The 24,365-nt window shown below is 37.7% G+C and carries 19 protein-coding genes; 1 reads left to right on the top strand and 18 read right to left on the bottom strand.

Annotation, left to right across the window (positions count from 1 at the left end):
- Positions 1-9: 9 nt before the first annotated feature.
- The 10 genes from ACY8D0_RS22405 to ACY8D0_RS22360 form a co-directional block, all read right to left on the bottom strand.
- Positions 10-429, bottom strand: coding sequence for a MarR family winged helix-turn-helix transcriptional regulator (locus tag ACY8D0_RS22405; RefSeq protein WP_462412693.1), 420 nt, complete (start codon positions 427-429; stop codon positions 10-12).
- A gap of 279 nt (positions 430-708) precedes the next feature.
- Positions 709-1,536 carry an MIP/aquaporin family protein gene (locus ACY8D0_RS22400; RefSeq protein ID WP_462412692.1) on the bottom strand — a complete coding sequence of 276 codons (828 nt, stop codon included), beginning with the start codon at positions 1,534-1,536 and terminating at the stop codon, positions 709-711.
- 80 nt (positions 1,537-1,616) lie between these two features.
- A complete protein-coding gene (locus ACY8D0_RS22395; RefSeq protein WP_462412691.1) occupies positions 1,617-3,056 on the bottom strand; it encodes a glycoside hydrolase family 1 protein in 1,440 nt (479 codons plus the stop codon).
- Positions 3,057-3,133: 77 nt separating this feature from the next.
- Positions 3,134-3,454: a PTS sugar transporter subunit IIA gene (locus tag ACY8D0_RS22390; protein ID WP_462412690.1), complete on the bottom strand. Its 321-nt coding sequence runs from the start codon at positions 3,452-3,454 to the stop codon at positions 3,134-3,136.
- 150 nt (positions 3,455-3,604) lie between these two features.
- A complete protein-coding gene (gene celB / locus ACY8D0_RS22385) occupies positions 3,605-4,936 on the bottom strand; it encodes a PTS cellobiose transporter subunit IIC (protein ID WP_462412689.1) in 1,332 nt (443 codons plus the stop codon).
- A gap of 35 nt (positions 4,937-4,971) precedes the next feature.
- On the bottom strand, positions 4,972-5,280 hold the full coding sequence (locus ACY8D0_RS22380) for a PTS sugar transporter subunit IIB (protein WP_462412688.1): 309 nt from the start codon (positions 5,278-5,280) through the stop codon (positions 4,972-4,974).
- Positions 5,281-5,567: 287 nt separating this feature from the next.
- Complete coding sequence (locus ACY8D0_RS22375; RefSeq protein ID WP_462412687.1) at positions 5,568-7,010, bottom strand: 6-phospho-beta-glucosidase; 1,443 nt, start codon at positions 7,008-7,010, stop codon at positions 5,568-5,570.
- A 50-nt stretch (positions 7,011-7,060) separates the two neighbouring features.
- Positions 7,061-8,986 carry a BglG family transcription antiterminator gene (locus ACY8D0_RS22370; protein WP_462412686.1) on the bottom strand — a complete coding sequence of 642 codons (1,926 nt, stop codon included), beginning with the start codon at positions 8,984-8,986 and terminating at the stop codon, positions 7,061-7,063.
- A gap of 190 nt (positions 8,987-9,176) precedes the next feature.
- The gene (locus tag ACY8D0_RS22365; protein WP_462412685.1) at positions 9,177-10,646 is read right to left on the bottom strand and encodes an alanine/glycine:cation symporter family protein; all 1,470 of its coding nucleotides are present in this window, start codon (positions 10,644-10,646) and stop codon (positions 9,177-9,179) included.
- A gap of 407 nt (positions 10,647-11,053) precedes the next feature.
- Positions 11,054-13,975 (bottom strand): glycosyl hydrolase 115 family protein, encoded by a 2,922-nt coding sequence (locus ACY8D0_RS22360; RefSeq protein WP_462412684.1) that lies wholly within the window; start codon positions 13,973-13,975, stop codon positions 11,054-11,056.
- A gap of 183 nt (positions 13,976-14,158) precedes the next feature.
- On the opposite strand from ACY8D0_RS22360, the gene ACY8D0_RS22355 reads away from it, so the two are divergent.
- Entirely contained in the window at positions 14,159-14,965 is an 807-nt protein-coding gene (locus ACY8D0_RS22355; protein ID WP_462412683.1) for an AraC family transcriptional regulator, read from the top strand.
- A gap of 650 nt (positions 14,966-15,615) precedes the next feature.
- On the opposite strand, the gene ACY8D0_RS22350 is transcribed toward ACY8D0_RS22355, so the two are convergent.
- The 8 genes from ACY8D0_RS22350 to ACY8D0_RS22315 all read right to left on the bottom strand — a co-directional run bounded on the left by ACY8D0_RS22350 (position 15,616) and on the right by ACY8D0_RS22315 (position 24,346).
- The gene (locus ACY8D0_RS22350) at positions 15,616-15,870 is read right to left on the bottom strand and encodes a replicative helicase loader/inhibitor (RefSeq protein WP_462412682.1); all 255 of its coding nucleotides are present in this window, start codon (positions 15,868-15,870) and stop codon (positions 15,616-15,618) included.
- Complete coding sequence (locus tag ACY8D0_RS22345) at positions 15,860-16,579, bottom strand: conserved phage C-terminal domain-containing protein (protein WP_462412681.1); 720 nt, start codon at positions 16,577-16,579, stop codon at positions 15,860-15,862. The genes ACY8D0_RS22350 and ACY8D0_RS22345 overlap by 11 nt, the downstream gene beginning before the upstream one ends.
- An 868-nt stretch (positions 16,580-17,447) precedes the next feature.
- Positions 17,448-17,639, bottom strand: coding sequence for a hypothetical protein (locus tag ACY8D0_RS22340; protein WP_462412680.1), 192 nt, complete (start codon positions 17,637-17,639; stop codon positions 17,448-17,450).
- A 36-nt stretch (positions 17,640-17,675) separates the two neighbouring features.
- Entirely contained in the window at positions 17,676-18,122 is a 447-nt protein-coding gene (locus ACY8D0_RS22335) for a YaiI/YqxD family protein (RefSeq protein ID WP_462412679.1), read from the bottom strand.
- Positions 18,123-19,136: 1,014 nt separating this feature from the next.
- On the bottom strand, positions 19,137-20,066 hold the full coding sequence (locus tag ACY8D0_RS22330; RefSeq protein ID WP_462412678.1) for an SIR2 family NAD-dependent protein deacylase: 930 nt from the start codon (positions 20,064-20,066) through the stop codon (positions 19,137-19,139).
- A gap of 89 nt (positions 20,067-20,155) precedes the next feature.
- Positions 20,156-20,458 carry a hypothetical protein gene (locus ACY8D0_RS22325; RefSeq protein WP_462412677.1) on the bottom strand — a complete coding sequence of 101 codons (303 nt, stop codon included), beginning with the start codon at positions 20,456-20,458 and terminating at the stop codon, positions 20,156-20,158.
- Between the two features lie 301 nt (positions 20,459-20,759).
- Positions 20,760-21,314 carry a hypothetical protein gene (locus ACY8D0_RS22320; RefSeq protein ID WP_462412676.1) on the bottom strand — a complete coding sequence of 185 codons (555 nt, stop codon included), beginning with the start codon at positions 21,312-21,314 and terminating at the stop codon, positions 20,760-20,762.
- 161 nt (positions 21,315-21,475) lie between these two features.
- A complete protein-coding gene (locus tag ACY8D0_RS22315; RefSeq protein WP_462412675.1) occupies positions 21,476-24,346 on the bottom strand; it encodes a UvrD-helicase domain-containing protein in 2,871 nt (956 codons plus the stop codon).
- Between the last annotated feature and the right edge of the window lie 19 nt (positions 24,347-24,365).

Genomic DNA, 24,365 nt, shown 5'->3' with positions numbered 1-24,365 from the left:
CACCGTCTCCTATTGAATAATATTTTTTCGTATTTCATCCATCACACGGATGGCTGTCAGCTGATCTTGTTCTGAAATTCCCTTCAATATATCTTTTTCGTATTCATCAACTGTCATTCGGACATTTTGATACAACTGTTTTCCAGACTCTGTCAGCTGCATTTGCCTTTTGCGTTTATCCTTTCCAGGAACTTGTTCGACCAAGCCTAATTCTTCTAATTGGCTGACGGTCCTGGTGATCGTCGGTTTCTCAACACCTTGGTAATTGGAAAGTTCAACAAGTGTGGCTGAGCCGAAGTGTTCCAAGTAATAAATGATCGTCCATTGTGCCCGGTGCAAATTATGCTTGCTCAGCTCTATATTTAGTCGCTTTTCGAAAGGACGATAGAGCATTAATAGTTGATGAAAGAATTTGTGGGAAAGTTTCATGATCGTCACCGCCTAAATTAGTTACCAAAGGTAATAGTTATCATAGGTAACTTTATTACCTTATCAGAATGCACTAAATGTGTCAATACTATGAACGCTGTTTGAATATTCCATGTCCTTTTCGCCAAAACGGGAAAGCCAAACAAAAAAACACTTCCTAAAATCTCTAGGAAGTGGTGATTTCTATGGGCAATAATCTTTTTAAACATTTTCAGCAAAATACCGGTCTGTGTTTATTCATGATACCACCCGGTTATTCATATAAAGGAAACCACCTGCCTATGCGGCAGTCTTGGTTTGAACGCCTTCTTGTTTTTGCCTTTTTTGGCCAGAAAAGTAAGAAACCAATAATACCAGAATGCCTACCCCAAGCGTCAGAAAAAATTGGGGAATACTCTTGCCGAGAAAAGCAGCATTATAAAAGGCTCCCCCAAGACATCCGCCAATAACGGGCCCTGCCACAGGAATCCACGCATACTTCCAATCCGAATCTTTCTTTCCATGGATTGGCAGGATAAAATGCATGATTCTCGGTCCCAAATCACGTGCCGGATTCAATGCGGCCCCTGTCGTGCCACCCAATGACAAACTAAGTGCAATAATCAAAAATCCAACAATTAACGGATGCAGGCCATCTGTGAATCTATTGGCTCCTATGGAAAGCAGCGCCAATATCAAAATAAACGTCGCCAGCATCTCGCTCACGAGGTTGGAAAAAGTATGCCGAATGGCTGGTCTGGTAACAAAAGCCCCCAGTTTGGCAACAGGGTCTGCGGTCTCTTTCCAATGGGGCAAAAATTGCAAATAGACGGCTGCTGCCCCCATCATCGCACCTAGAAACTGGGCAGCCATGTACGCTGGTACCTGGCTCCATGGAAAGTTTCCTGTAAAAGCGAAGGCAAGGGTCACAACTGGATTCAGATGCGCACCACTATATTTCCCGACAGCATAGACGGCAATAGCGACAGCCATTCCCCATGCAAACTGGATGGCCAGCCAACCCGGATTATATGAAAAGGTTTTCTTTAAAGAAGCGCCAGCACACATGCTGCATCCTAAAAATATCATAATGGCGGTGCCAACTAGTTCACCCATAAATGAGGTCATCTGCAAACTCCTTCTTTACTAATAAGCTCTGTGTAGAACAAGTCCGATATCAAAAAAGATGCGGCAAAGCCGCATCTCTTTTACAGTTTTTCGCCGTTCGTTTCAATAACATCCTTATACCAGAAATAGCTCTTTTTCTTCAAGCGGCGCAAATCATGTTCGCCTTCCTCATGCTGGTTAACATAGACAAATCCGTAACGCTTTTGGAAGCCGTTCAGCCAGCTTAAAAGGTCGGTGAAGCTCCAAGTGCAATAGCCCATCATATCCACGCCGTCGGTAATGGCTTCTTGTATCGCTTTGAGATGCGCACGAAGATAATCAATTCGATACTCATCGTTGACCACATCTCCCTGCTCCACCTTGTCGTACTCCCCTAAACCATTTTCACTGATTAAAATCGGTAAGCGGTATCTGCTTGTAATGCGTCTAAGACCAATTCGTAATCCGGTCGGGTCAATCGCCCAATCCCAGTTGCTAGTCTCCAGATTAGGGTTAGCAAATGTTTTGTATAATCCAGGGATTCCAGTCGCTTGAGTCGTTCCTTTTACCCCTGTCCGATTCATGATCCCTTCTCCGCCCACTCCATTAAGAGGGTTCACTTCATAGGTTTTCGTTTGGTAATAATTCACACCCATAAAGTCTGGCTTGCCTGATTTTAATAATTCGGCATCCCCCTCTTCAAGCACAGGGGCAAGTCCTTTACGTTCAAGATAGTTCCACACGGCGATTGGATATTCTCCCCATGCGTATACATCCATCCACCAATGACTCAAGAAATCTTCTGCATTTTCAGCAGCTAAAATATCTTCCGGCTTTGAAGTGGCTGCATATGCCGGGGCATAGGCAAAACTCGGACCAATTTTTCCATCTGGAACATATTGCCTAAATGCCTTAATCGCACTTGCATTCGCTAGGTTCGCATGGTGATTGACTTGATAAAAGAGTTTCTCATCTTTCTTTCCAGGTGGGTGTGTTCCATCCTTCCAGCCATGCGAAGTAAAGATGTTTTGCTCGTTTAAGCTAACCCAATATTTTACCCGGTCGCCGTACCGCTTGAAAAGCGTGATGGCATAGTTGGTGAAATCCTCAATAATTCTTCTCGATTCCCAACCGCCGTATTCATCTTGCAGAGCCTGCGGCAGATCCCAGTGATAAATGGTAAGGACTGGTTCGATGTTGTGCTTTTTCAATTCATTGATGAGGTTATCGTAAAATTGAAGCCCTTTTTCATTGACTTCGCCGTTTCCTTTTGGAAAAATCCGTGCCCACGCAACCGAGAAACGGTATGCTTTTAATCCCATTTCCGCCATCAGCTGCACATCTTCTTGGTAACGATGATAATGGTCGACTGCTACATCACCAGTGGTCCCTTTAAACGTTTTTCCAGGGATACGGACAAATTCGTCCCAATTAGAAATCCCTTTTCCATCCTCATCCCAAGCACCCTCCACCTGGTAAGCAGCAGATGCAGACCCCCATAAAAAATTTTTGGGAAAGGATTTTTGTTCCTCATGTATCATAATTAACACATCCTAGTAGTGATTTTCCGTTTATTTGATAGTTTGACTGAATAATAAAGGTTTCATTCCCTTTGTCTTTATGCCTTTTTGATCAATTTGTGCAAATCAATAATTTCTCTGGCTAATTCTTTAAGAGTCAGTGAAGTCATCAAATGGTCTTGTGCATGAATCATAATAAGAGGAAGATCGAATTCCGCTCCGCCTGCTTCCTTTTGGATTAAATCAGTTTGAACATGATGTGCTTCAGTGAAAGCGGAGTCTGCTTCGGTTAGTTTTGCTTCCGCTTCATCAAAATTGCCTTCTTTAGCTGTATACATGGCTTCCATCGCCAGGCTTCTTGCGTTCCCAGCGTGAAGGATTAATTGAAATGCAAGATTGTAAAGCTCTTCTTTATTCATAATACTCACCTTTCATCTGATTTATTAGGAAAGGAACCTTCCCGTCTACTGATTAGAACGCCGATTCAATTTTTAAAACAAGCTAATTAGTACTGTCCTATTAAAGTGGAAAGAGACGGGCATTAGCCAAACTAATGCCCCAACCCTTTGTTATGCGATGTTTTGTTTTTCTGTCATGGCATTTTCTTCTTTTCTCTTTGCGTTATCCCACATCTTGAAGAATGGCACGTAGACTACAAACGAGATGGCGATATTTACGATTTGCATGACTGCGCCGGAAATATGTCCGCCAGTAGCCAGATAGCCTGAGATAACCGGAGGCATGGTCCAAGGTACCGCAATACCTGCAGGTTTTGCTACCCATCCTAAGTCCATTCCAACGAAAGTAGCCGTTACTGTAAGCAGTGAAGTTAAAATAAATGGGATGATTAAGATTGGATTTAACACGATTGGCATCCCGAAAATAATCGGTTCGTTAATATTAAAGATGGCTGGTCCAATTGCCAGACGGCTAAGTTGTTTCATTTGTTGAGATTTAGCAAATAGTAACATGGCAATCACTAGACCGAATGTTGCACCCGTTCCACCAATGTGGATGAAGTTATCAAAGAATTGTTTTGTTACAACGTGTGGTAAAGCCTGGTGAGCTGCAAAAGCAAGGCGGTTGTCGTCCATCATGCCATACCAGATTGGATCCATCACACCAGCAACGATATTTGTTCCGTGTAATCCACAAGCCCAAAGAATGGCTACAACACCTTCAGCTACTAAGCTTCCACTAAGGGTAGCACCTACAACACCAAGCGGTTTTCCTAATACAGTCATAACTAAGTTGTTGATGTTCTCGTATGGAGTCATTTCAACCCCTAAACGCACTAACCAAATGACAAGGAATACGGCGAAAGCTGGAATTAAAGCGGCAAAAGATTTACCAACACTTGGCGGTACACCATCCGGCATTTTAATGACGATATCTTTTTGAATAATCCAGCGATAAATTTCAGTTGATAATAAGGCAATTAAAAGTGCTACGAACAAGCCCTTACTGCCTAAAAATCCTTTACTAATGGCTCCCGATACCATAATTCCTGCTTTAGCTCCTGCTGGAGTGAACAAGAAGTTCATTGGAGTTGCTAAGAGGAAAGCGGCTAATGAAATGGTACCAGCACTCAAAGCATCCACCCGATAGGATTCTGCTAATCTATACGCTACTGCAAAGGCAGCGATTAAAGCCATAATATCAAAGGAAGCATTAACCGGATAACCTAGTTTTGCTGCCCAGTTAGGCCCGAAAACCGAACTCATCCAGTCCGCATAGCCCGGAATCGGCAAATTTGCCAAGATCAAGAACAGTGAACCGACGATGATAAATGGCATTGTTGCGATAATACCATCCCTTAGTGCCAATAAATGTCTTTGTCCAGCGATTTTTGCTGCAACCGGCATGACTTTCTCTTCTAGAAAGTTATTGACTTTACTCATTCTCTTCTCTCCCTTTCCTATTCGTCGATGATTGATTATTTATTGTTTACTAGATTCTGAGCGGTTTTTAATACCTCCGGACCATTACACATACCGTAGTGAACTGGATTGATTGCATCCACCGGAATGCCTTTTTCTGCCCCCAGCTTTTTCATGTTTGCAAGCAGGTATCTAACTTGCGGTCCTAAAAGAAGAACATCCGCCTTGTCAATGTGTTGATTGATTTCATTTGCTGGAACTGCCCAGATTTTTCCTTCTACACCTTGTTCCTTTGCTGCTTTTTCCATTTTGGTCACTAGCAAACTTGTACTCATTCCTGCTGCGCAACATAATAAAATATTCATTGATTTATTCCTCCTATTATCGGTAAAAATTATTTTTAAATAACAGTCAGCCAATCGTCTAAACCTGTTTGATTTGGCAACTGGTTGAAAAGTGGTTTAATCACTTTCTGTTTATAATATACTTTGAAAGCGCTCTATTTTACAGAAAGGTTTTTTCCGTTAAGCAACGGAAAAATGATAGATAATTAAAATGAAGGTTTTGTTAGGCGGATTTATTATCCTCCGATAATGTGTCCCATACCTCGAAAAAGGGTACCCCTTTTGGGATACCCTTATTGGAGCTCCTATTAAATTTCTTCTCCATTGGTCGCTATCACATGTTTATACCAGTCAAATGATTTCTTTTTACTTCTCTTTAAGGTTCCGGAACCATCATTGTTTTTATCTACATAAATGAAACCGTAACGTTTTTTCATCTCGCCCGTGGTAAAGGAGACAAGATCAATGCATCCCCATGCTGTATATCCCATTAACTCGACCCCATCCAGCTCCACGGCCTTCTTCATTTCTTTAATATGGGCCCCTAAATAGTCGATGCGGTAATCATCATGAACGCTGCCGTCTTCTGCCTTCACATCAATCGCACCAAAACCATTTTCAACAATAAATAATGGCTTTTCATATCGTTCGTAAAGGGTGACTAATGAGTATCTCAATCCAACCGGGTCGATCTGCCATCCCCAATCACTGGCTTTGACATAGGGGTTAGCAACAGAATGTTGTGTGGCTCCTTCCATGGACTTGCTTGTATCTGTCTTCGCATCTGCCTTAACGGCGTTCGACATGTAGTAACTGAAACCAATATAGTCTACTGTGCCTTCTTGAAGAATGGTTTTGTCTTCAGGCTCCATTTTGATTTCGTATCCTTCTCTCTCCCACAATTTAAGTGCATAATTCGGGTAATGCCCTCTAACGTGGACATCCGGGAAAAAGAAACGATCATGCATGGATTCAGCTGCAATGATCATATCATCAGGATCACAAGAATACGGATAAAAAGGAACAAATGAGCACATACAGCCAATTTGGAAATCAGGGTTGATCTCATGGCCTTTCTTTACCACCAAGGCACTGGCAACCAATTCATGATGGGCAGCTTGGTACATAGCCTGCTTCTTATTTTCGAATTCCGAAAACTTGATTCCGGAATTGGTCCAACCAAAAATATCAGTAGAAGTGTTGGTCTGGTTATTGATCTCATTAAAAGTCATCCAATACTTCACTTTATTTTTATACCGTTCCATTACCGTGGTGGCATAACGTACAAAGAAATCAATCAGCTTCCGATCCATCCAGCCGCCATATTCTTTTGCCAAATGATAAGGCATTTCGAAATGACTCAATGTAATAACCGGCTCAATTCCGTGCTTTAACAATTCATCAAACATATCATCATAGAATTGCAAACCTGCTTCATTTGGCTCTAATTCATCTCCCTTAGGGAAAATTCTTGTCCAATTTATACTTGTTCGAAAACACTTGAATCCCATTTCGGCAAATAACCTAATATCCTCTTTATAATGAGTGTAAAAGTCAATTGCCTCATGGTTTGGATAGTTTTCTCCTTCTATAACACCATCGGTAATTCTTCTTAGTACGCCATTTGCCCCAGCGGTCATCACATCCGCAATGCTTACACCTTTTCCCCCTTTATTCCAGCCTCCCTCTAATTGGTGGGCAGCGACAGCCCCACCCCATAAAAAGTTTTTAGGAAAACCTGTACTTGCCATATTGAATATCCTCCTCTTTTTTGGTCGACACGATTATCTTGTTCAATCCGTTACTTTTCACTTAAGATCTTAATAATCTCTTCTGCTGATTCACTCTTTAAAATCTTCTGGACCGTTGTACTTTTTTCAAGTATAGAAATGAGCCTTTGATACATTCTTTCCAAATCACCCTTGGGTACTTTTCTTACATTTAACAAGCAGATAAATTGAACCATTTGCTGATCCGTCCATTCAATCGGCTTTTTTAATGTACACACAGTCCAAAATGTTTCCTCTGTTACGGGTGTAAGCGGATGAGGGATGGCCACCAGATTCCCAAAATTCGTGGGAGCGATCGCCTCCCGTTCCAGCACCGAATTTACATAATCTTTGGATACGAGTTTTTGCTTGGATAATTCGTCACACATAAACCGGATGACACTTTCTTTATCTTCAAAGTCTTTATGAATAAAAACTCTAGATTGATCTAAATAGTTTTGGTCCTCACTCTCTTTTACAGACGATAGGCCCCCCCGGATATGGGCAATATCTCCTTCTCCTAAAAAGGTATTCACGACTTGTACCGGAACACTCAAATTTTCCTTTATGGGTATCGTGCTAATTATAAAATCGATAGTGGATAGGTCGTACTTTTTTAATTGATAATAATTGGTGGTAGCGACAATATCAATTTCATTTTTAAATTCATTTTGCAAACGATAAAACAGTAACCTTGCGCTTCCAACACCAGAAGCACACACCACAATGACCCGTTTTGTTTTTTTCTGCCTGGTCTTCATTCTTTCCAAAGCCACGCCTATATGTAAGGCAATATAAGCTATTTCGTGTTCCCCTGCCTCATTCCCCAAATATTCCTCGATGCATCTGCTGGCAATGGCGGCCCCCTCAAAGGCACTGGGATAGTTCCTTTTAATTTCGTCTAATAATGGATTCCGAATGTTCAGGTTATAGCGCAATCGGTTCATTGCCGGCCGGATATGCAGAGTCAGCGCTTGAATGAATTCGTAATCATCATGAAAATCCCAATTTAATTCGGTTTTCAATCTGTCCAGCATGCAATGAATGATGGTACCTAACTCATCAAATTTACTAAATTCATCGAGCGTATTCTGGTGAATTAATTTGGTCCCCAACAAATGGACAATAATATAATCAATCTCTGATTCCGGAAATTGTAAACCGGTAAACGCCTCAACTTCTTTGACAATTTCATTGGCAACTATTTTTTCAAACGGGTGTTTTTTTATTAAATCGTGTTCGAGATTTTCTATGACAAATCCTTCTTCAATTCTCTTGCATCCAATCGTGATATGGGTTGCCAGATTTTCCAGAGCGATGTCAGATATCTCAATTTTGTATTCATTGACTTTTTTTATGATGATTTCCTTTATCTTTTCAAACAGTTTTTCGTCCAAAATTTGAAAGGAATGACTCTCCATATTTAAGCCGGTATTCCGGCTTAATAGATAATTGGAAAAGCACAGCCGTTTCATATATTCATCGCCTTCGACCTGCGTGCCATGATGCGGTCTGGAAACCAACTTCAAATGATAACTTTCCAATAGCTCACGGACAGCTTTTAAGTCATTTTGAAGCTTAGGCCTGGAAACAAATAGCTCTTCCTCAAGATTTTCTAATTTGATCGGTTCCTTTTCCAATAAGAATCGTTTTAATAGATACGTTACCCGGTTTTCTTGTGCGGAAAAGTCAGATTGACTTTCATCCATCGCCTCATTCGCGTTAGGATGAAACTCCTTCTCAAATACTTCATAATCCTCTATATCTAATAGGTATCCTTTTCCTCGAGCTGATTCAATAACGATTCCTAACGAAGAGGACTGCGATTGAAGTTCTTTGATTTCGGTGCGGATAGTCCTGTCACTCACACCAAGCTCTTTTGCGATCCATTCGGCTGTAACAGGTTCTTTCTCCTTCATTAAAGACAACACGATGTCTTTCTGCCGTTTCGAAACCACTCTTCGACTCACCTTTCTTAATGAGTGATTTAATAAAAATAGTATCTTTTTTAGTGTGTTCACTTCTCGCACCGTTGACTCCAAAATATATATAAACGTTACTTGAGGGCGAAAAAAAAAAGCACCCGTATGGATGCATGCGGGTGCTTTCCGATTTTAGTAGAAGCTCTAAACGGATGAAAGTTTTACATCATGAAACGTTCTGTTTCTTCTTTTTGGATTTTTCGTAGCCATTTTTCCAGAAATCAGCATTCTTAATTCCATATTTAGAAGAATTGAATTCTGGGTCTTTCCCTTGCTTCAACTGCTCTTCATAGTCCTTCAAAGCAATACTGGCTGGTTTAAATAACAAGACAATCGCAATTAAGTTCAGCCAAACCATGATGCCAAGTCCGATATCCCCCATGGCCCATGCCGTTGTTGCCGTTTTGACTGCTCCATAGAAAGTAGCACCGATAAGGATGAGTTTTAACAAAACAAAAGCCTTTCCTCTGTGTTTGCCACGTACTAGATAAGCGAGATTGGTCTCTGCTATATAGTAATAAGCATAAATCGTCGTGAAAGCAAAGAAGAACAGGGCAATCGCAATAAATCCTGGTCCGAATCCTGGAAGGATTGTATCAACGGCCGCTTGAGTGAAACCAGGTCCTGGGTCAACGCCTTTAAGGTTTTCCGTTATAAATTTACCCGTTTTCTCATTTATGACATTGTATTGATTAGTAAATAAAATCATCATAGCGGTCGATGTCACAACTAAGAATACATCTAAATAAATGGAAAACGCCTGGACAAGCCCTTGTTTGGCTGGATGGGATACCTCGGCCGCCGCTGCTGGGTGAGCACCCGTACCCTGACCGGCTTCATTTGCATAAAGACCGCGTTTTACTCCCCACATGACCGCTGATCCAATAATGCCGCCAAATACTTCTTCTTTCCCAAAAGCGCTTTTAAAAATAAGTCCAAATACTTCGGGAACTTTTTCAAAATTAATCACGACGATGGCGATGGCAATTAACAGATAACCGATTGCCATGAACGGAACGAGAAATTCTGCCACTCTAGCAATCCGCTTCACACCGCCAAAAATAGTTAAAGCAAGCAGTACGACCACCACTAGACCCGTAATCGTTTTGTCAATGCCAAAAGCGTTATGTACGCCATCTGCAATCGCATTTGCTTGGATTCCTGGCATTAAAACAGCCATCGCAATTAGTGTGGCCACTGCAAAGACGACACCGAACCACTTCCAGCCCAGTCCCTTTTCTATGTAGTAGGCCGGGCCTCCTCGGTACTCTCCATCCTGCTTTTCTTTATAGATTTGAGCAAGTGTCGACTCTACAAATGCAGAAGCGGCGCCGACAAAGGTAATGACCCACATCCAAAAGACGGAACCTGGTCCTCCAAAAGCGATACCAGTTGCGGTTCCGGCGATATTTCCAACACCGATACGGCCTGATAAAGACATCGCTAAGGCCTGGAACGAAGAAACGCCCTCATCGGAACCTTTCCCTGATGCCAGCAGTTTCACCATTTGTTTGATGTGGCGAATTTGCAGGAATCTGGTGCGAAAACTAAAATACAAACCGCATAAAACAATGAAACCAATCAATACTGGACTCCACAACCATCCGTTAATGGTATTTACAATTTGATCGACCATGAAACTCCCCCTATCAATATTTTAATAACCTATGTTTTATTATAATTTTGACAGAAAGCTATATCAATTATTTTTTAGATAAATATGAATTTTTACAATATTTTATACAAATAAGGCGTTATTGTAATTAAAATAAAACGCTCTGTTAAATTTAGGTTGTTGATTTCCGCTCCAGGCGCTCAGCGAATCCGCGGGCGTGCCGGGGAGCCTCCTCGGCGCGGGAGCGCATGCGGGGTCTCCCCAGCCCCGTACCCCCGAGGGAGTCAATCTTTTCTGTTCCAATCAACAGAGTTAAAAAATCTACATCATATTCATTAAACAGAGCCAAATAAAAAAACGCTTCCCAAAGGTTCAGTGAACTTGTGAGAAGCATGTTTATTATCCTGCGAGTCCTTTGATTGATTGCCTTATTTTCTGTTGAAAGTAGAATTATAGCTCTCAGGTGCGCCAAAGTAGGACTTTTCTTTATGACCCGTTGTAATGACCATTTTATCTATTATAATTCCTGGGTCGACATAATAAAGTCTTAGAGTATGGAATCCTGGTTCAGGCACGGTGATGGTCGTAGTAAGTGTTTCATTGTTTTCATAAACACCTTTGCCCCATCCCTCCGTACCAGGTGAATCGTTGACATAAGCCCTTGTTCCTGAAAGAATAGTGGGTGTTTCGTCGTCGATTCCTATGGCAAACCTTACACTTCCTCGTTCGTTAAGTGTAGGGATCCGATAGATATCTACCTCAAAGGTCCCAGTGGATTCAAAGTAAATATAGTAATCAACATAGGCAGAATTGGTTTTATCAGGGTCAGCTACACTAGGGGCAAGATTGGGATATGCCTTTATGCTGTCTCCATTCCTGCCAAGATACTTCTCCACTAACCAAGCAAAATCTCCGTTTGCTGTCATTGAGGAATAATGCTCTGCTTCGATGGAAACATAGCCATTCGCCTCTGTATAAGTTTTTTCAGGCAAATCTACAGCCGTATTGGTTACTGTAATAGGAATTTCCTTTACACTTATAACCTTTCCACCTATTTGATGTGTAATTGTCACAGTGGCGGTTGTTTTACCCTGCGGTGCTTCATCACAATTGATTCCAACCCAGATGCGATCGTCACTATAAACGGTGCCAGAATTCCTGTTAAATAGAATCCAGTCATGTTCAGCCGTGGCTTTCCAATCAAGGTAACCACTGCCTGTATTATAGATATCCAAAAATCGGATATCTTTTGCATACCCCGAGAAATGCATGTCCTTTTCTGATGTGACACCTAACGCAGCATATCCTACTTCTATAGCAGAAGACGTTTGAAGTAAATTGGATAACTTGGCACGCCTTGATCTAAAATAGGGCTGGAACGGGTCCATGATTAAATCCCACTTACCGTCCAACAATGAATTATACCTTTTGGTTTCTTCTACAATCCTATAGTACGAATCCTCGGAAGCCTTCGCATATTGATTCGCTGCAGAGCCTCTGCCTTGACTGTCATACAGATTGGATTTATCAGCACAAATATATTTCCTGGCGGTATGATAGCTAGCGGTCAATGGATAAAGCTGCAATTCATAGAATGCTGGCTTTACTGCTTCATCGAGTTCTTGATAAAGAGCTTCCGAACGCTCCACTAAAGCATGATATTTGTTAAGATATCGTTGTCCCTCATCACCGAAGGCCTCGTAATGAAATAAGTCTGATGCGAAATGCTCCGGTTTTCTTGCATAGGCGGCTTCTTGAAAGTGAAGTTCAATATCGGCATATTCCATAGCTGTATCTTCGCTGAAACCAAAATCACGAATGGCTTTGTGAGAAATATAGTCCTGTAAATCTGTTTTTCTTATCTTTTGTACATCTCTGGCCAAATCAAGAAAATACTCTATTTGCTTCTCGGCCGGCTTCAAATCACCCACATTCACAACCCATACCTGTTTTGCACCGTAGTCATATGCTTTCGACATTTCTTCCCGTATGAGGGAGAGTGGGGTCGTACATAACCAGATATAACTATTCGGACTCCCATGATAAGAAACATGATAATAGATCCCTGCTCCGCCTGATCTGTCTCGATTGTCATTTGTTGGCAGTTGTCTGATATACCCATAATTATCATCGGTCCACATCAAGGTTACATCGTCGGGTACATCCATACCAGAATCGTAAATCTCCTGAATCTCTTTGTAAGGAATAAACAGCTGCGGTACCTCCGACGGCTTTTTATGAAGCACATCAGCAAAAATGCCGCGCTGAACAGCTATGATGTCTTCTAGTAACGCAGCTTTTTCGGCATTCGTTACGGCACCCTCCGGACTCCAAGTGGCATCATGAAGGCCTCTCATCCCGATCGTATACAAATTCTCATAAGAACCATAGAGTTCAACACTTTCACGCCAGTATGCCTGCAATAATTCCTTGTTATATACACGTTCTCCTGTTTTTGGATGGGCATCAACATAAACATAGGCACATGGAGTCGGAGAATCAGCCAATTTCTTTTTGTATAATGCCTTTTCCGGGTTTTCGCTTTCCCATCTTGCCTCAAACCCGAAATATTCACTAACATTATTTCTTAGCATCATTTCACAATGTGATGACCCCATGACAATTCCATACATATCAGCATTGGCAGCATTTTCAGGGCTTTTATGAAAATACGGCGAGTACTCGTGCATTGCAGGCCACATAAAGTTTGCCTTTAATCGGAGTAACAGTTCATAGATGTGCTTATAGGTTTCAATATAATCGGAATCACCCTTGCTAACAGCCCACTTGTTAAAAGCATATTCATCATTGATAAAGATTCCGCGATATTTTACGGAAGGTTCGCCTTCCATATAAGGCACATCAAGACTAATATAAAGTCCATCCGCATGGCCCGGAACAACATCCGCCCACCATTTCCAAGGGGATACCCCTATTTTTTCACATAAGTCATATATGCCGTAAATCGTTCCGCGTTTATCAGAACCAACAATGACAAGCGTTTGATCGACGATTTGTATTTTAAAACTTTCCCATTTGCCTGACAGATTGGATACATTTAATTTCCCCATAGAAATAAGTTTATCGATTGCTTTGCTTTTTCCAATTGTGCCTATGATGACATCAGCTTCGGACCCATCCCTATTCTGTATTTCTGGTGTTATTATGTTGGTGACAGCGGCTATGTCAGTACATAGATCCTTGGCCGCACGAATAACACCCCTATCATCCGCCAAGTCCACATAAATAACGGGAGTTTTTGCCTTGTCTGCCAGCGTGAAATCACCGCGAAGTGATGAAACATACCCTGAAACGGAAGCCGTTTTTGCAGGAGCAAACTTGATATCCATGACCTAAATCATCCTTATATATTGAGATATTGAAAAAATTATCAACCTGAAATAAGTTTTATGTTACTATCGGTTTAACCATATATCATATTTATATAGATTTCATTGACTTTATTGATATTCAGATATCATTTCTTAAATTATTTGCTGTTTTTAACGAGAAATTTTAGGAGGGAAAATAAAATGCCGCAGAAGATTGATAGCCCTCTATCAGAAATTCAATTCGGTTATTCTAATTCAACGATTATTGAAACCAGCTATCATTATCATGATAATTATGAAATTTATTTTCTTATTTCCGGCAGTAGTGAATGTTTTGTAAAAGATAAAACGTATTCTGTTTCTAATCAGGAGCTGCTTTTTATTCCTAAAGGAACATTACATAAGAATCATTATATTTCGGAGAGTTATGAGCGGGCCGTCATTAACTTTACAGAGGAATATATAGGTTTAGACTACATTTGGAAAATGGGACATCTTTTTGAGAATTGTCTATATAGACCACAAAATCCGGAGCTAATTAAAAGACTTTTCTTGATGATGGGAGAAGAAATGAGTAAAAATGATGATTTATCCGCTGACCTTATTAAAAGTTATTTCATCCAATTACTTTCCTATTTCATTAGAAATCGTTCAGAATTCGTGTTGGATGGCAAGAACACTGCAAACCCCACTATAGAAAGACTGATCCGTTTCATTAATGAGAATTATCATTTATCCATCACATTAGACTCTGCGTCTGATATGCTTCATTTAAGCAAAGCCCATCTTTCGAGACTTTTTCTTAAAACGACAGGATTTGGCTTTAAAGAGTATGTACAGATTACTAGAATAAACAACGCAAAAAATAGGTTAAAAACGACCAATCATTCTGTCAGGCAAATAGCGTTTGATTGCGGGTTTAATGATAGCAATTATTTTTCAAAAGTTTTTAAAGAATCAACAGGGATTTCTCCTTTGCAGTATAGGAAACATAAACAAAATGGTTAGTCACTGAAAAATAGGACTGAGGAACTGAAGAACAATATTGATGAAGCCATACTGCTTCATGAAAGGTTTTAAAAAAAATGAACCGGCCTTAGCTCCATGAAATGGGCTAAAACCGAAAGTATAGTTTATTTATTTCAAGTGTCTACCTGACAGAGGGCAGTTCAAAACTGATGGGAGACCTTTTTCTTTTAGTTCCCCACAAAGCTTTCCACCATTTTTACTAGATCCTCTTCACGACAATATTCTTGGTTTAAAACAAGATAAAACACAGGCTTAAAAGCAATGAACGCTTTTCTAATCAAACGTTTAATTAAATCCGATTCAACTCATTAAATGTTTGATTAAATTGTGGGAAAGCTCTTTTATTAAGCGAACATTAGGTTGTTTTCTGGTGAATTAATTGTCGCATAAAATTTATGGCTGTTAGGAATTAACTTAAAAACCAACAATAGAAACTAGAAAAATACAAATTCTCACAAGTACAGACACGATGGTATACTAACTAATCGTTTGATTAAAAGTGAAGTAACTCCTTTTAAGCCAAGCTTTTACCCTTTTTCTAGAAAAATTAATTGTCGAAGAAAACTCTTATGTAACAAATCTAGAATACAAGAATTTTCATGGAGTGATTGGGACTGGCATACTCCCTATCAATCTTCTTCTCCTGCAGTTATATCGAGTACGAACATAACAGGGATTTCGCGCACCCTTTGGACCAAATCACTAATCTTTGGAGCATGCGGTGAATCTATCACATATTTCAATAGACTCTCATGCATTTTATCATATGAATATTTTTGCAGGACCATATGCCAGGCATCCAGCTTATGTTGATCAAATTGAAAATTTTCATAATAGGCTTGAATGAGAACCATTAACTGATAAATCTCTTTCTTAGTCATCAAAGTTAAAATCCTCCTCCGTCAGTCTCTTCTTAGGTTCCTGCTGATTGAGATACGATTCAAATTTACTCCCAAACAAGGTCTCCGGCCGCAGGAATTTATTCCAAACAGGATCAGACTGCCAATCCGCTGACTTCCTATCAATCACTCGATGAAAATCCTCAAGCAAAAAACCTTCTCGATATCTAGCCTGAATCAGCTCCCTTGTTTTAATCGAATTGAGTTTAAAGTTTTTTCCCGTCTTCTCATTCAAATAGCCAATGATTTCAGCATAGGGAATCTCCGTTTTCACAGGAGAATGGATTGCAGGTTCCTGCGTCTTTTTTGCCTCCTTCTCAGGTGCTATCTCCTCTATAGGAGGGGTAGATTGTCCCTCGGGCAGGCTATCTTCAAACTCCTGCAGTTTTTCATAATCAATGCTGTACCATTTGGTCTTATCCATTTTCATCTGATTATAATTTTCAGAAAGAAGTAAGCCTAACATCTCTAACGAGCGAATCGTCCGCTTAATCGTACTCACGGACCAAAATGGCAGCTGCTTTTGCCAATCTTCATATGTATTATAAACCCAGGTTCTCCCCTCCATATGATGCTTACTGATCCCAAGCCAATAATGAATTTGCTGCAATACCACTGCCTCGTTTAATCCAATCTTAGCTGCCAAACTAGGAATGATCATGACCGGACTTTCATTGATTAATAACCTGCTCAACTGAATCTCTCCCTTAATGGATGTATGAAAAGGAACTTGACTCAGTCGTAAGCCACGAGCAGCCCACCGATTGGTTTACGTTCCTTCACCTGTTATATATGAATAAAATCGGAAAAAGGATAGGTTATTTAAAAAATATTTATACTGTATTGATGGAATTTGATAGGATGAGGACATATTATTTTTTTCTTTGAAGTAATCTTTGAAGTACTCTAATGAAGAAATCTATGGTATTGCTTGGGTCAACACGAGACTCTCTGCTAGTCATTCTGACCCTATCTAAACGTCAGGATGATCGAATCAGCTAGATCACTTTGCACTTATGCTTGTTGCCATAAAACCTGGCAACAAACGGTCCTCAGTGTGAAATGGTAGTTACTTCATGCGTAAAGTTGAAGCTCCAGGTCATGGAAGACACGAAAAAAGAGGCTTCTTAAAAGTTTACTCAACTTTTGAGAAGCCTCCGTTAAAACCTCTATGTTAGGGGTGAGGCAGCTTATTACATCAAACCGCCCCTAAGGTGAGAGTATGAAATATCTTTTACCTGGTGTGCGTAGAGTGCAGTATATCAATGTTCTGTTAAGTCCTGTCTGTAACATCTTTAACGAGTTTTTATTCTTTTTTACTGGATTGCGTTAGCAAAATGTTAGCAATTTGTTAGCCAGGTTACGACCACGAAATTTACAACTTGCTATTAACGAATTTACCATATAGAAACGTCAAGAGGTTTTGAATATCATTTTTTAATAAATCGTATCCTTGTACTACGTAGCAACCAACTTCATATTTTGGTCACTACCTTAATTCACTTATAACCATACAGAGTTTATAACAGCATTTTTTGTAAGTATAAATAAGATATAAGAGTCTACTTTTTGGGCTGATCAAGTGCTTGGTAAGCTACCTGATACTTTCCTCCATCCGCAACTTCTGAATGGTACAAGGCCTTGAGGGCATTGTTTTTCTCAAGACCATGCTCAGACTTCAGTTCTTTAAAGCGTGTATGCAGTTCTTTATTTTCCTTAATTAATTGTTGCATTTGCGATTTTAAATACTTCAAAATATTTATCTCCTTTCTGAATCTCTGAGTTTCGCTTTATTTTTCTCGAGAAATAACCTGTTTAAAAAGATCCCTAAATTGCTCCCGGTCTTCTGCTGTAAAAGGCTTTGGTCCCTTTGTTCGCTGTCCGCTTTTTCTAGCCATTGCACTTAAATAACGTGTTTGTAATAATTGGTCAATATTTTCATTTGTATATCTAAATCCTTTATGGTGGAGGACGATAATTCCTTTTGCTAAACCTAGTGACGCTAGACCATAATCTTGCGTCACGATAATATCTCCTTTTTCCACTAACTTTACAATCCGATAATCTGCAGCATCTGCTCCAGAATCAACATAAATTGTTTTCACTCCTGATGGCTGTTCTGCATTAGAAAAATGAGAAAAGCTTGTAACAAGGATTACTGGAATTTCAACATCCCTTGCTTCCGCAATAATAATATCTTTCACCGGACAAGCATCTGCATCCACATAAATTTTCATCTTTCCCCTCCTGTTAAGAAATTCGACTTACTATTTAACTTAATCATTTTCAACTATAAAAGGGACTGGTGACTTTGTTTAAAAATAACCAAGAGTTCTTCCTTTTGCTGTATTTTTCTATCCTCATATTATACTTTATAGAATTTTGTTGGCAAATGGTCGTTCAATTGCCTACAAAATAGGTTGCTAAGGGTCGTGCCTGTCACTCCCCGAATTTTCTTGTTTCACATATTGTTCCATTATTATATAGATCAAATATTCTTTTTTACTTTTTTCATCAAACATTTGATTAAATAAAAAAGGGCCTCTCAAAAGTCTAATGACTAATGAGAAGCCTCTTTAATATTTGTTACCTAATGTTACCTTTTTGTTAGCAAATCATCTAAAAGCCCTTATATATCAAGGGGTAAAGCGGCTTATTACATCATGCCGCCCCTAAGATGAGAGTGTGTAATATCTTACACGCTGTGTGTGAAAAGTGCGGTAAATCAAGGTATTGTTAATATCTGTCTGTTATATCTTTAACGTGAATTTATCGTTTTTTACTGGATTGCGTTAGCAAAATGTTAGCAATTTCAAGTAGTTTAGACTTTTACGGTTGTTCACACATTCCACATGGCTTGAGTGTTGATGGCAGACATAATGATGTAGTAGTGGTTACCTTATAGTAGAAGATTCTTATTGTACAAATAGAACAATTTCCAAATATCATTTAGAAAATATGCATCTTTTACAGGAATATTCTTATTATTAGTAATCAGAGATAGTAGTATGTTCAAACAAAATAATTAAAATATCCTTTATAAAAAAATGTAATTGAATGTTATTATTGCAAAACAGGTATTTCTGCATATTTTTTATAATCGTAAACACACAACAACTTTTTATAATCTGTATTCCGTTTATTTGGTAAGCTTTTTAAATACTGTTCTAAATCCTGTAATTGTAACCGATTAAAAAGGATTCCTTTTACAATAGCCCGTACTTTATTAGAATTTGCAATAGTAACGTCATTTAGTATAGAATCAATAGTATTATGTGTGTAGTACCTAGCTCTTCAAGCTCTTCTATTGTTTTTATTTTACCTAATTGTATTTCCCTAAGTTGTTCAAAGTTAGAAATCTCTGGTTGTACTTGACTGAAACCAAAAATAGGAAAAAACTGATTTCGTTGTATTTTATGTTTCTCTACCAACTTTAATAATTGATGATTTGACTCTTCAATTAATTTAAAATAGTTTATCATCATTTCTTCTGCAGTGTGATATTCATATTTAATAGTCTTTAGGGAACCTATTGCTAAGATTTTCTCTCCATTCTTTAAGGTTTCTATATCTTCAGTAATACTAACTTTAATATCTCCACCTGCATATATTTCTTTTACAACATTTTGAACCTTCCTAATATCCATAGCCGATACTGGGAGACTTAAATTACCCAGGTGTCCGTAAATTTCTTTAAAATTATCCGTTTTAATTTTATTTATTCTTATTGTTGCTATTCCTTCTATGTCAATATCATGTTCAACAACCTCAGTGTTAGATGAACCCTCTTCATATTCTACCAACAAAAAATTATTTCTTATTTTTTCTGCCACTTCTGAACCCGTATCAATATAAGTAAATATAGTCTTTAAAATACTCTTTATATTCTTATCTCCTAAGTTATATCCTAAAAAGATAATTGGACTATGGATAAATAAAGATAATAGCTGTGCTCTAATTAATTCATATTTCTCATTAAAAGTTTTGTAATCATTATCTGTTATAATTATTTTACCCGGATCCTCTACACAACCATGAATTTTATAGGCTGCACCATATGGATTACTTAATAATATTTCATTGCCTATTAGGGGTTTAAATTCAAAAATATCCTCAATAAATGTATCATAATTAGTTGTAATTACCGAACCGATGTTTTTTCTAACTTTTTGTAATTCCAATACTTCTTCCTTTTTCTCTTCTTTTAGTGAGTAATCTTTTAATAACTCAGTAATAAATAATTTAAATCGACTAATATTTATATCTTTTTCTATATTTTTTCATAGAAAAGATCATTTATTTCTTTAAATTTCCCATTTCTATCTCTTTGCAATTCAGTTTCAAATACATCTTCAATATCTGAGGCAATCTTAGGATAATCATACTCACCATTGGTATGATATTTAAACTTTAAATCATAAAAAAATTCATTATTACCCTTCAACTCTCTACATATATATCCTAGTAAACCATCCCAAGTAAATGAATTATTTATATACCTGAGACTCATTCCAGTACCAATAAAAAGAACAGGATGATTTGTGAATTTGCCTATGAATTCACCAATTCTCATTTCTACCACTCCTATTGTTTTAATTGTTCTTAATTAAGGTTTCTTTTTATTCTTCATTATTTTCTTCTTGTCATATTCGCGCTACTTATACAAATCCATTGGTCTATAAGGTAATTTACTTTCCTATTATTTGCACATTAATTTGGACATCTGCGGAGATTAAAGGTTTATTCAATAGTTTTTTAATGAAATTGTTTAACCCATTTATCTTGGTGCTACTTGTATTCACTTAATTTTTTTTAGAATTTTTCAACTTCGATTTAAACCTATACCTGTCAGTTCTTCAACCATTTGCATGTATTTATCCAAGTTCTTTTTTAGCTATTTCTTTGGCTATTTCTTTCTTAAGTCCTTCTAAATCCATTTGTTTAACAACTTCTTTTGCTATTGCCTTCTTAATAGAATTCGAATTAATCTTTGACGTTAGATTATGAGCTGTTTTTTCCGTTAATTGGTCTCTAATTGCTTGTGGGGAGGATTGGTTAAATAATAATTTTAGTATATCCTGTGATATTTTTCCAGATAAATCTCGTAATGCAAGTTCATTTTCCAAACTCTGTGAAGATGATAATGCTAATGAAAGTCCAATAGCAATTAAAGTTGTGGAAGTTGCAGCAATACTTGAAAATAGTGCGGAATCTTCTTTATAAATCTTGTAAGAATCTAATAAGACAAATACACCTGCGAAAAATATGCCTATAAAGAATGCCATGTTAAAGATTCCCATTAACCTAGTAAACTTATATTGAATTTTTCTATAAAGAAAATAGTAAATTAGGAAGATGATAAAACAAATTATTCCTGAAATAATAAATGCCCAAAAACCTTTATCAATTAATTCTTGTATTCCCATCATATAAAACCTCCAAAACTATATTATTTTACGTATTCAATATTAGTTCCTGACAAATTATTTAAGGTTGCATACTTTACAACGTCATGTTGGTTTATTATAAAATCTTGAAAGTTATTAATCTCTTAGTAGTTATCGTTACCTTAATAGAAAATATACATAGTTTACATTTCTACTATATTTTCCCCACTAATTTTAAAACTACATATTTTATTTCCAAATTCATCCTCAACATGAATTAAGATATCATTGGCATATTTAACCCAAGGTTCTTTTAACAGGCGTTCCTTAGTAAATGCATCTACTGGAAAAGACTTTTTCCAAGCCTTTTTCATTGAATCCCAAATATATTGGTTTGCTGCTAGATATTGCCTTATATTATAAGTTCCCTTAGTAATCTCAATGATGTAATATGATCCTTTTTCTTTAGGATACTCCAGTCTATTTATATCAAGCTTATCTTGAAATAACATGTATTTGAGATTCCCATCTAGAAATGGAGATTCATTCTCTTTTTCGGTTAATATGATTAGAGCATTAGTTGGACGACTCATTGCGACATAAAGGAGCCTCTTTTCCTCTGAAATTACTTTTTCTACAGTTTCACCTAATACTGAAAAGAATATGTGGCTAGGGTGAATAAGGGGATAACTTCTATGTACTGCGTCCACCAAGATTACTACCTCTTCTTCTCTACCCTTATAAGAATGTGCCGTACCCATTGCAACAAGATTCCTTTGGTTTTTGGGTAACGCACTCTTGATAGTACCCAGAAAGTTAGTTTGAAAATGTCCACTTTTGCTTACACTTTGAGTCAACCAAGGTAAGCCACTATTCTTTCTACTTATTAACGCTACTCTTTGCCCCTTTTTTGTAAAAAAATACACCATCCTGATTAGTGCTGGAATTATTTTATCCCCTTGATAGAGCTCTTTCTCAACAGGATTAGGCTTAAATTCATCTAGGTAAGAAATCCCTACAATCCCTTCTTCATTTGAAACTGATTTGGAGGGGATGCCTTCACCGTCCATTAAATTATTCCCTATATTAACAATCTTTTTAGTGGAACGACGGTTTGAAGAAATATTGAATCGCTTGGAATTAGGAAAGTACGTTTGGAAATCTCTAAAAAAACAAAGGTCAGAGCCAGCAAAGCCATTAATTGCTTGCCAATCATCACCAACACAAAATAATTTTAAGCTTTCATTTTGAAATTTAATACTCTTTACTAATTCGTAAAAAAGTATCGAGAAGTCTTGATATTCATCAATAAAAAGAAACTTAGTTATGACTAATTCTCCAGAACCCTCACCTCTTTCCCAACTGCTTTTCCCAGAATTCACAAGTTTTATGGCATCCATTAGTAGGCCATTGAAATCTTCCATTTCTTTTATTCGAAGATTTTTTAAATATATTGAATAGATTTTTACAATGATTTTTAGAAAATCAAATTGTAAATCTGAAATTGCATGACTTTGGTTTTGAATTTTTTCTTCTAAAGATTCTAGTGAAATCATGGAATTTCGACAACGATCAATAAAATGACTAACAATTTTGCTGAAATTATCTACAGCGTAAGGCTTAATAACATTCCATATTTCATTATCTGTCAATTTTCTTTTCAAATCACCGGTACTCCGTAAGTATTCCCCTAGTGATTGGTCGAGCAATTCAAATGAATCTGCTTGTCCAGGATATAAATCCAATAGTTTGAATCCCTTTTGACGTTCCCAAAAATGTTTTTTTTCGATTATTTGCTTATCATAATTTTTGTCTCCTAACATTCCGAAATACTCAACAATTATCCCTTTTATTTGTTTATTAATTGAAAAAATAGTGAAATCAGGCCTATAGTTTCGAGAACCCCACCTATAATTGTATTCATACTTATACTGTATTCTATGTTCAAACAAAAAGTCTGCAATACGTTTTTCCCCCATCGACTTATAATAAACTCCATCAAAACCAATATATGGGAGAGAACGACGATATTCAACAATCTCCTTAGGGCTTAGCTGTTCTTCAAGTTTTTCAAAATCCCCACCCTCACCTCGAAAATACCGAATCATAATATCTGTAACAATATGTAATTTTTCTTGATTGTATAAATATGAATTAATTATATTTTGTATAAATTTACTTTTTTCATATCCATTTTTTTCACTGTCATATAATATCTTTTCTTTAGGTTGGACAATTGCGTGAGCAAGCGCATGAAAAGTCATCGCTTTTGGAGCATCTTCTCCTAAAAACTCTTGCAATCTTTTATTAATTTCTTCAGCAGCCTCACGATTAAAAGCAAGAAGGAGTATTTTACCCGGGTCGACCCGACAATGTTTTACTAAAAATGCTGCTCTACTAACCGTAGTAGATGTCTTTCCGCTCCCTGCCCGTGCATAAACTTGTAAATCATCCCATAATTCAGTAATGCACCTAGCCTGTTCCACATCTGGCACTTTCCATCCCTGCTTTGAAAACCAACTAATCACAAAGTTGACTGACAACTCAACAAATTCTTCCTCACTAATTAGGTTTGATAGTTCAGTTTCCCACACTCGTCTACTCTTCAAGTAATTATTGATGAAAAGACTTTCTAACCTTTTAATAGCCAGCTTTTTAGCTGCTTCTTGTTTCTGCTGTTTTAGTTTTTCTTGTTCTTTAGCTAAAATAAGTTTTTGTTGATTTAGTTTTTCTTCTAGCATCTTTTTCTCTTTGTATTCTTCAATTTTTTTCTTTCTGTATTCTTCCTCTTGAATCTCTTTTGATATCCTAGCCTGCTTTTCTTCCTCTTCCCTTTTTTTCTCAATCTCCAAGAATCCTTCAACATCTTTTAAAATCTCATCTATTTTACTCTTTTCAAAAATTTCATCATTTCTATATACCGTTCTATACTCCGTAGTTAAAATCTGCAGATTACATTTTATGCAGGTGATCCAACTTCCTTGATCAAAGTTATATTCTTGATCAAATTTAAAATATATACCTTTACATCTAGGGCAATGAGATCTGACAATTCTTAGCACTTTTTCACCCATTTCCTTTTTATTTATACCT

The organism is Neobacillus camarae, assembly GCF_054950115.1.
Note: the sequence above shows the minus strand (reverse complement) of the source record. Positions and strands in the feature narration are given on the sequence as shown.

Coding starts and splice junctions, on each gene's coding strand:
- ACY8D0_RS22355 (WP_462412683.1), top strand. CDS start 14,159: ATGCCGCAGAAGATTGATAGCCCTCTATCAGAAATTCAATTCGGTTAT.
- ACY8D0_RS22320 (WP_462412676.1), bottom strand. CDS start 21,314: ATGATGGGAATACAAGAATTAATTGATAAAGGTTTTTGGGCATTTATT.
- ACY8D0_RS22360 (WP_462412684.1), bottom strand. CDS start 13,975: ATGGATATCAAGTTTGCTCCTGCAAAAACGGCTTCCGTTTCAGGGTAT.
- ACY8D0_RS22395 (WP_462412691.1), bottom strand. CDS start 3,056: ATGATACATGAGGAACAAAAATCCTTTCCCAAAAATTTTTTATGGGGG.
- ACY8D0_RS22400 (WP_462412692.1), bottom strand. CDS start 1,536: ATGACCTCATTTATGGGTGAACTAGTTGGCACCGCCATTATGATATTT.
- ACY8D0_RS22390 (WP_462412690.1), bottom strand. CDS start 3,454: ATGAATAAAGAAGAGCTTTACAATCTTGCATTTCAATTAATCCTTCAC.
- ACY8D0_RS22315 (WP_462412675.1), bottom strand. CDS start 24,346: ATGGGTGAAAAAGTGCTAAGAATTGTCAGATCTCATTGCCCTAGATGT.
- ACY8D0_RS22335 (WP_462412679.1), bottom strand. CDS start 18,122: ATGAAAATTTATGTGGATGCAGATGCTTGTCCGGTGAAAGATATTATT.
- ACY8D0_RS22365 (WP_462412685.1), bottom strand. CDS start 10,646: ATGGTCGATCAAATTGTAAATACCATTAACGGATGGTTGTGGAGTCCA.
- ACY8D0_RS22375 (WP_462412687.1), bottom strand. CDS start 7,010: ATGGCAAGTACAGGTTTTCCTAAAAACTTTTTATGGGGTGGGGCTGTC.
- ACY8D0_RS22325 (WP_462412677.1), bottom strand. CDS start 20,458: ATGAGAATTGGTGAATTCATAGGCAAATTCACAAATCATCCTGTTCTT.
- celB (WP_462412689.1), bottom strand. CDS start 4,936: ATGAGTAAAGTCAATAACTTTCTAGAAGAGAAAGTCATGCCGGTTGCA.
- ACY8D0_RS22405 (WP_462412693.1), bottom strand. CDS start 429: ATGAAACTTTCCCACAAATTCTTTCATCAACTATTAATGCTCTATCGT.
- ACY8D0_RS22380 (WP_462412688.1), bottom strand. CDS start 5,280: ATGAATATTTTATTATGTTGCGCAGCAGGAATGAGTACAAGTTTGCTA.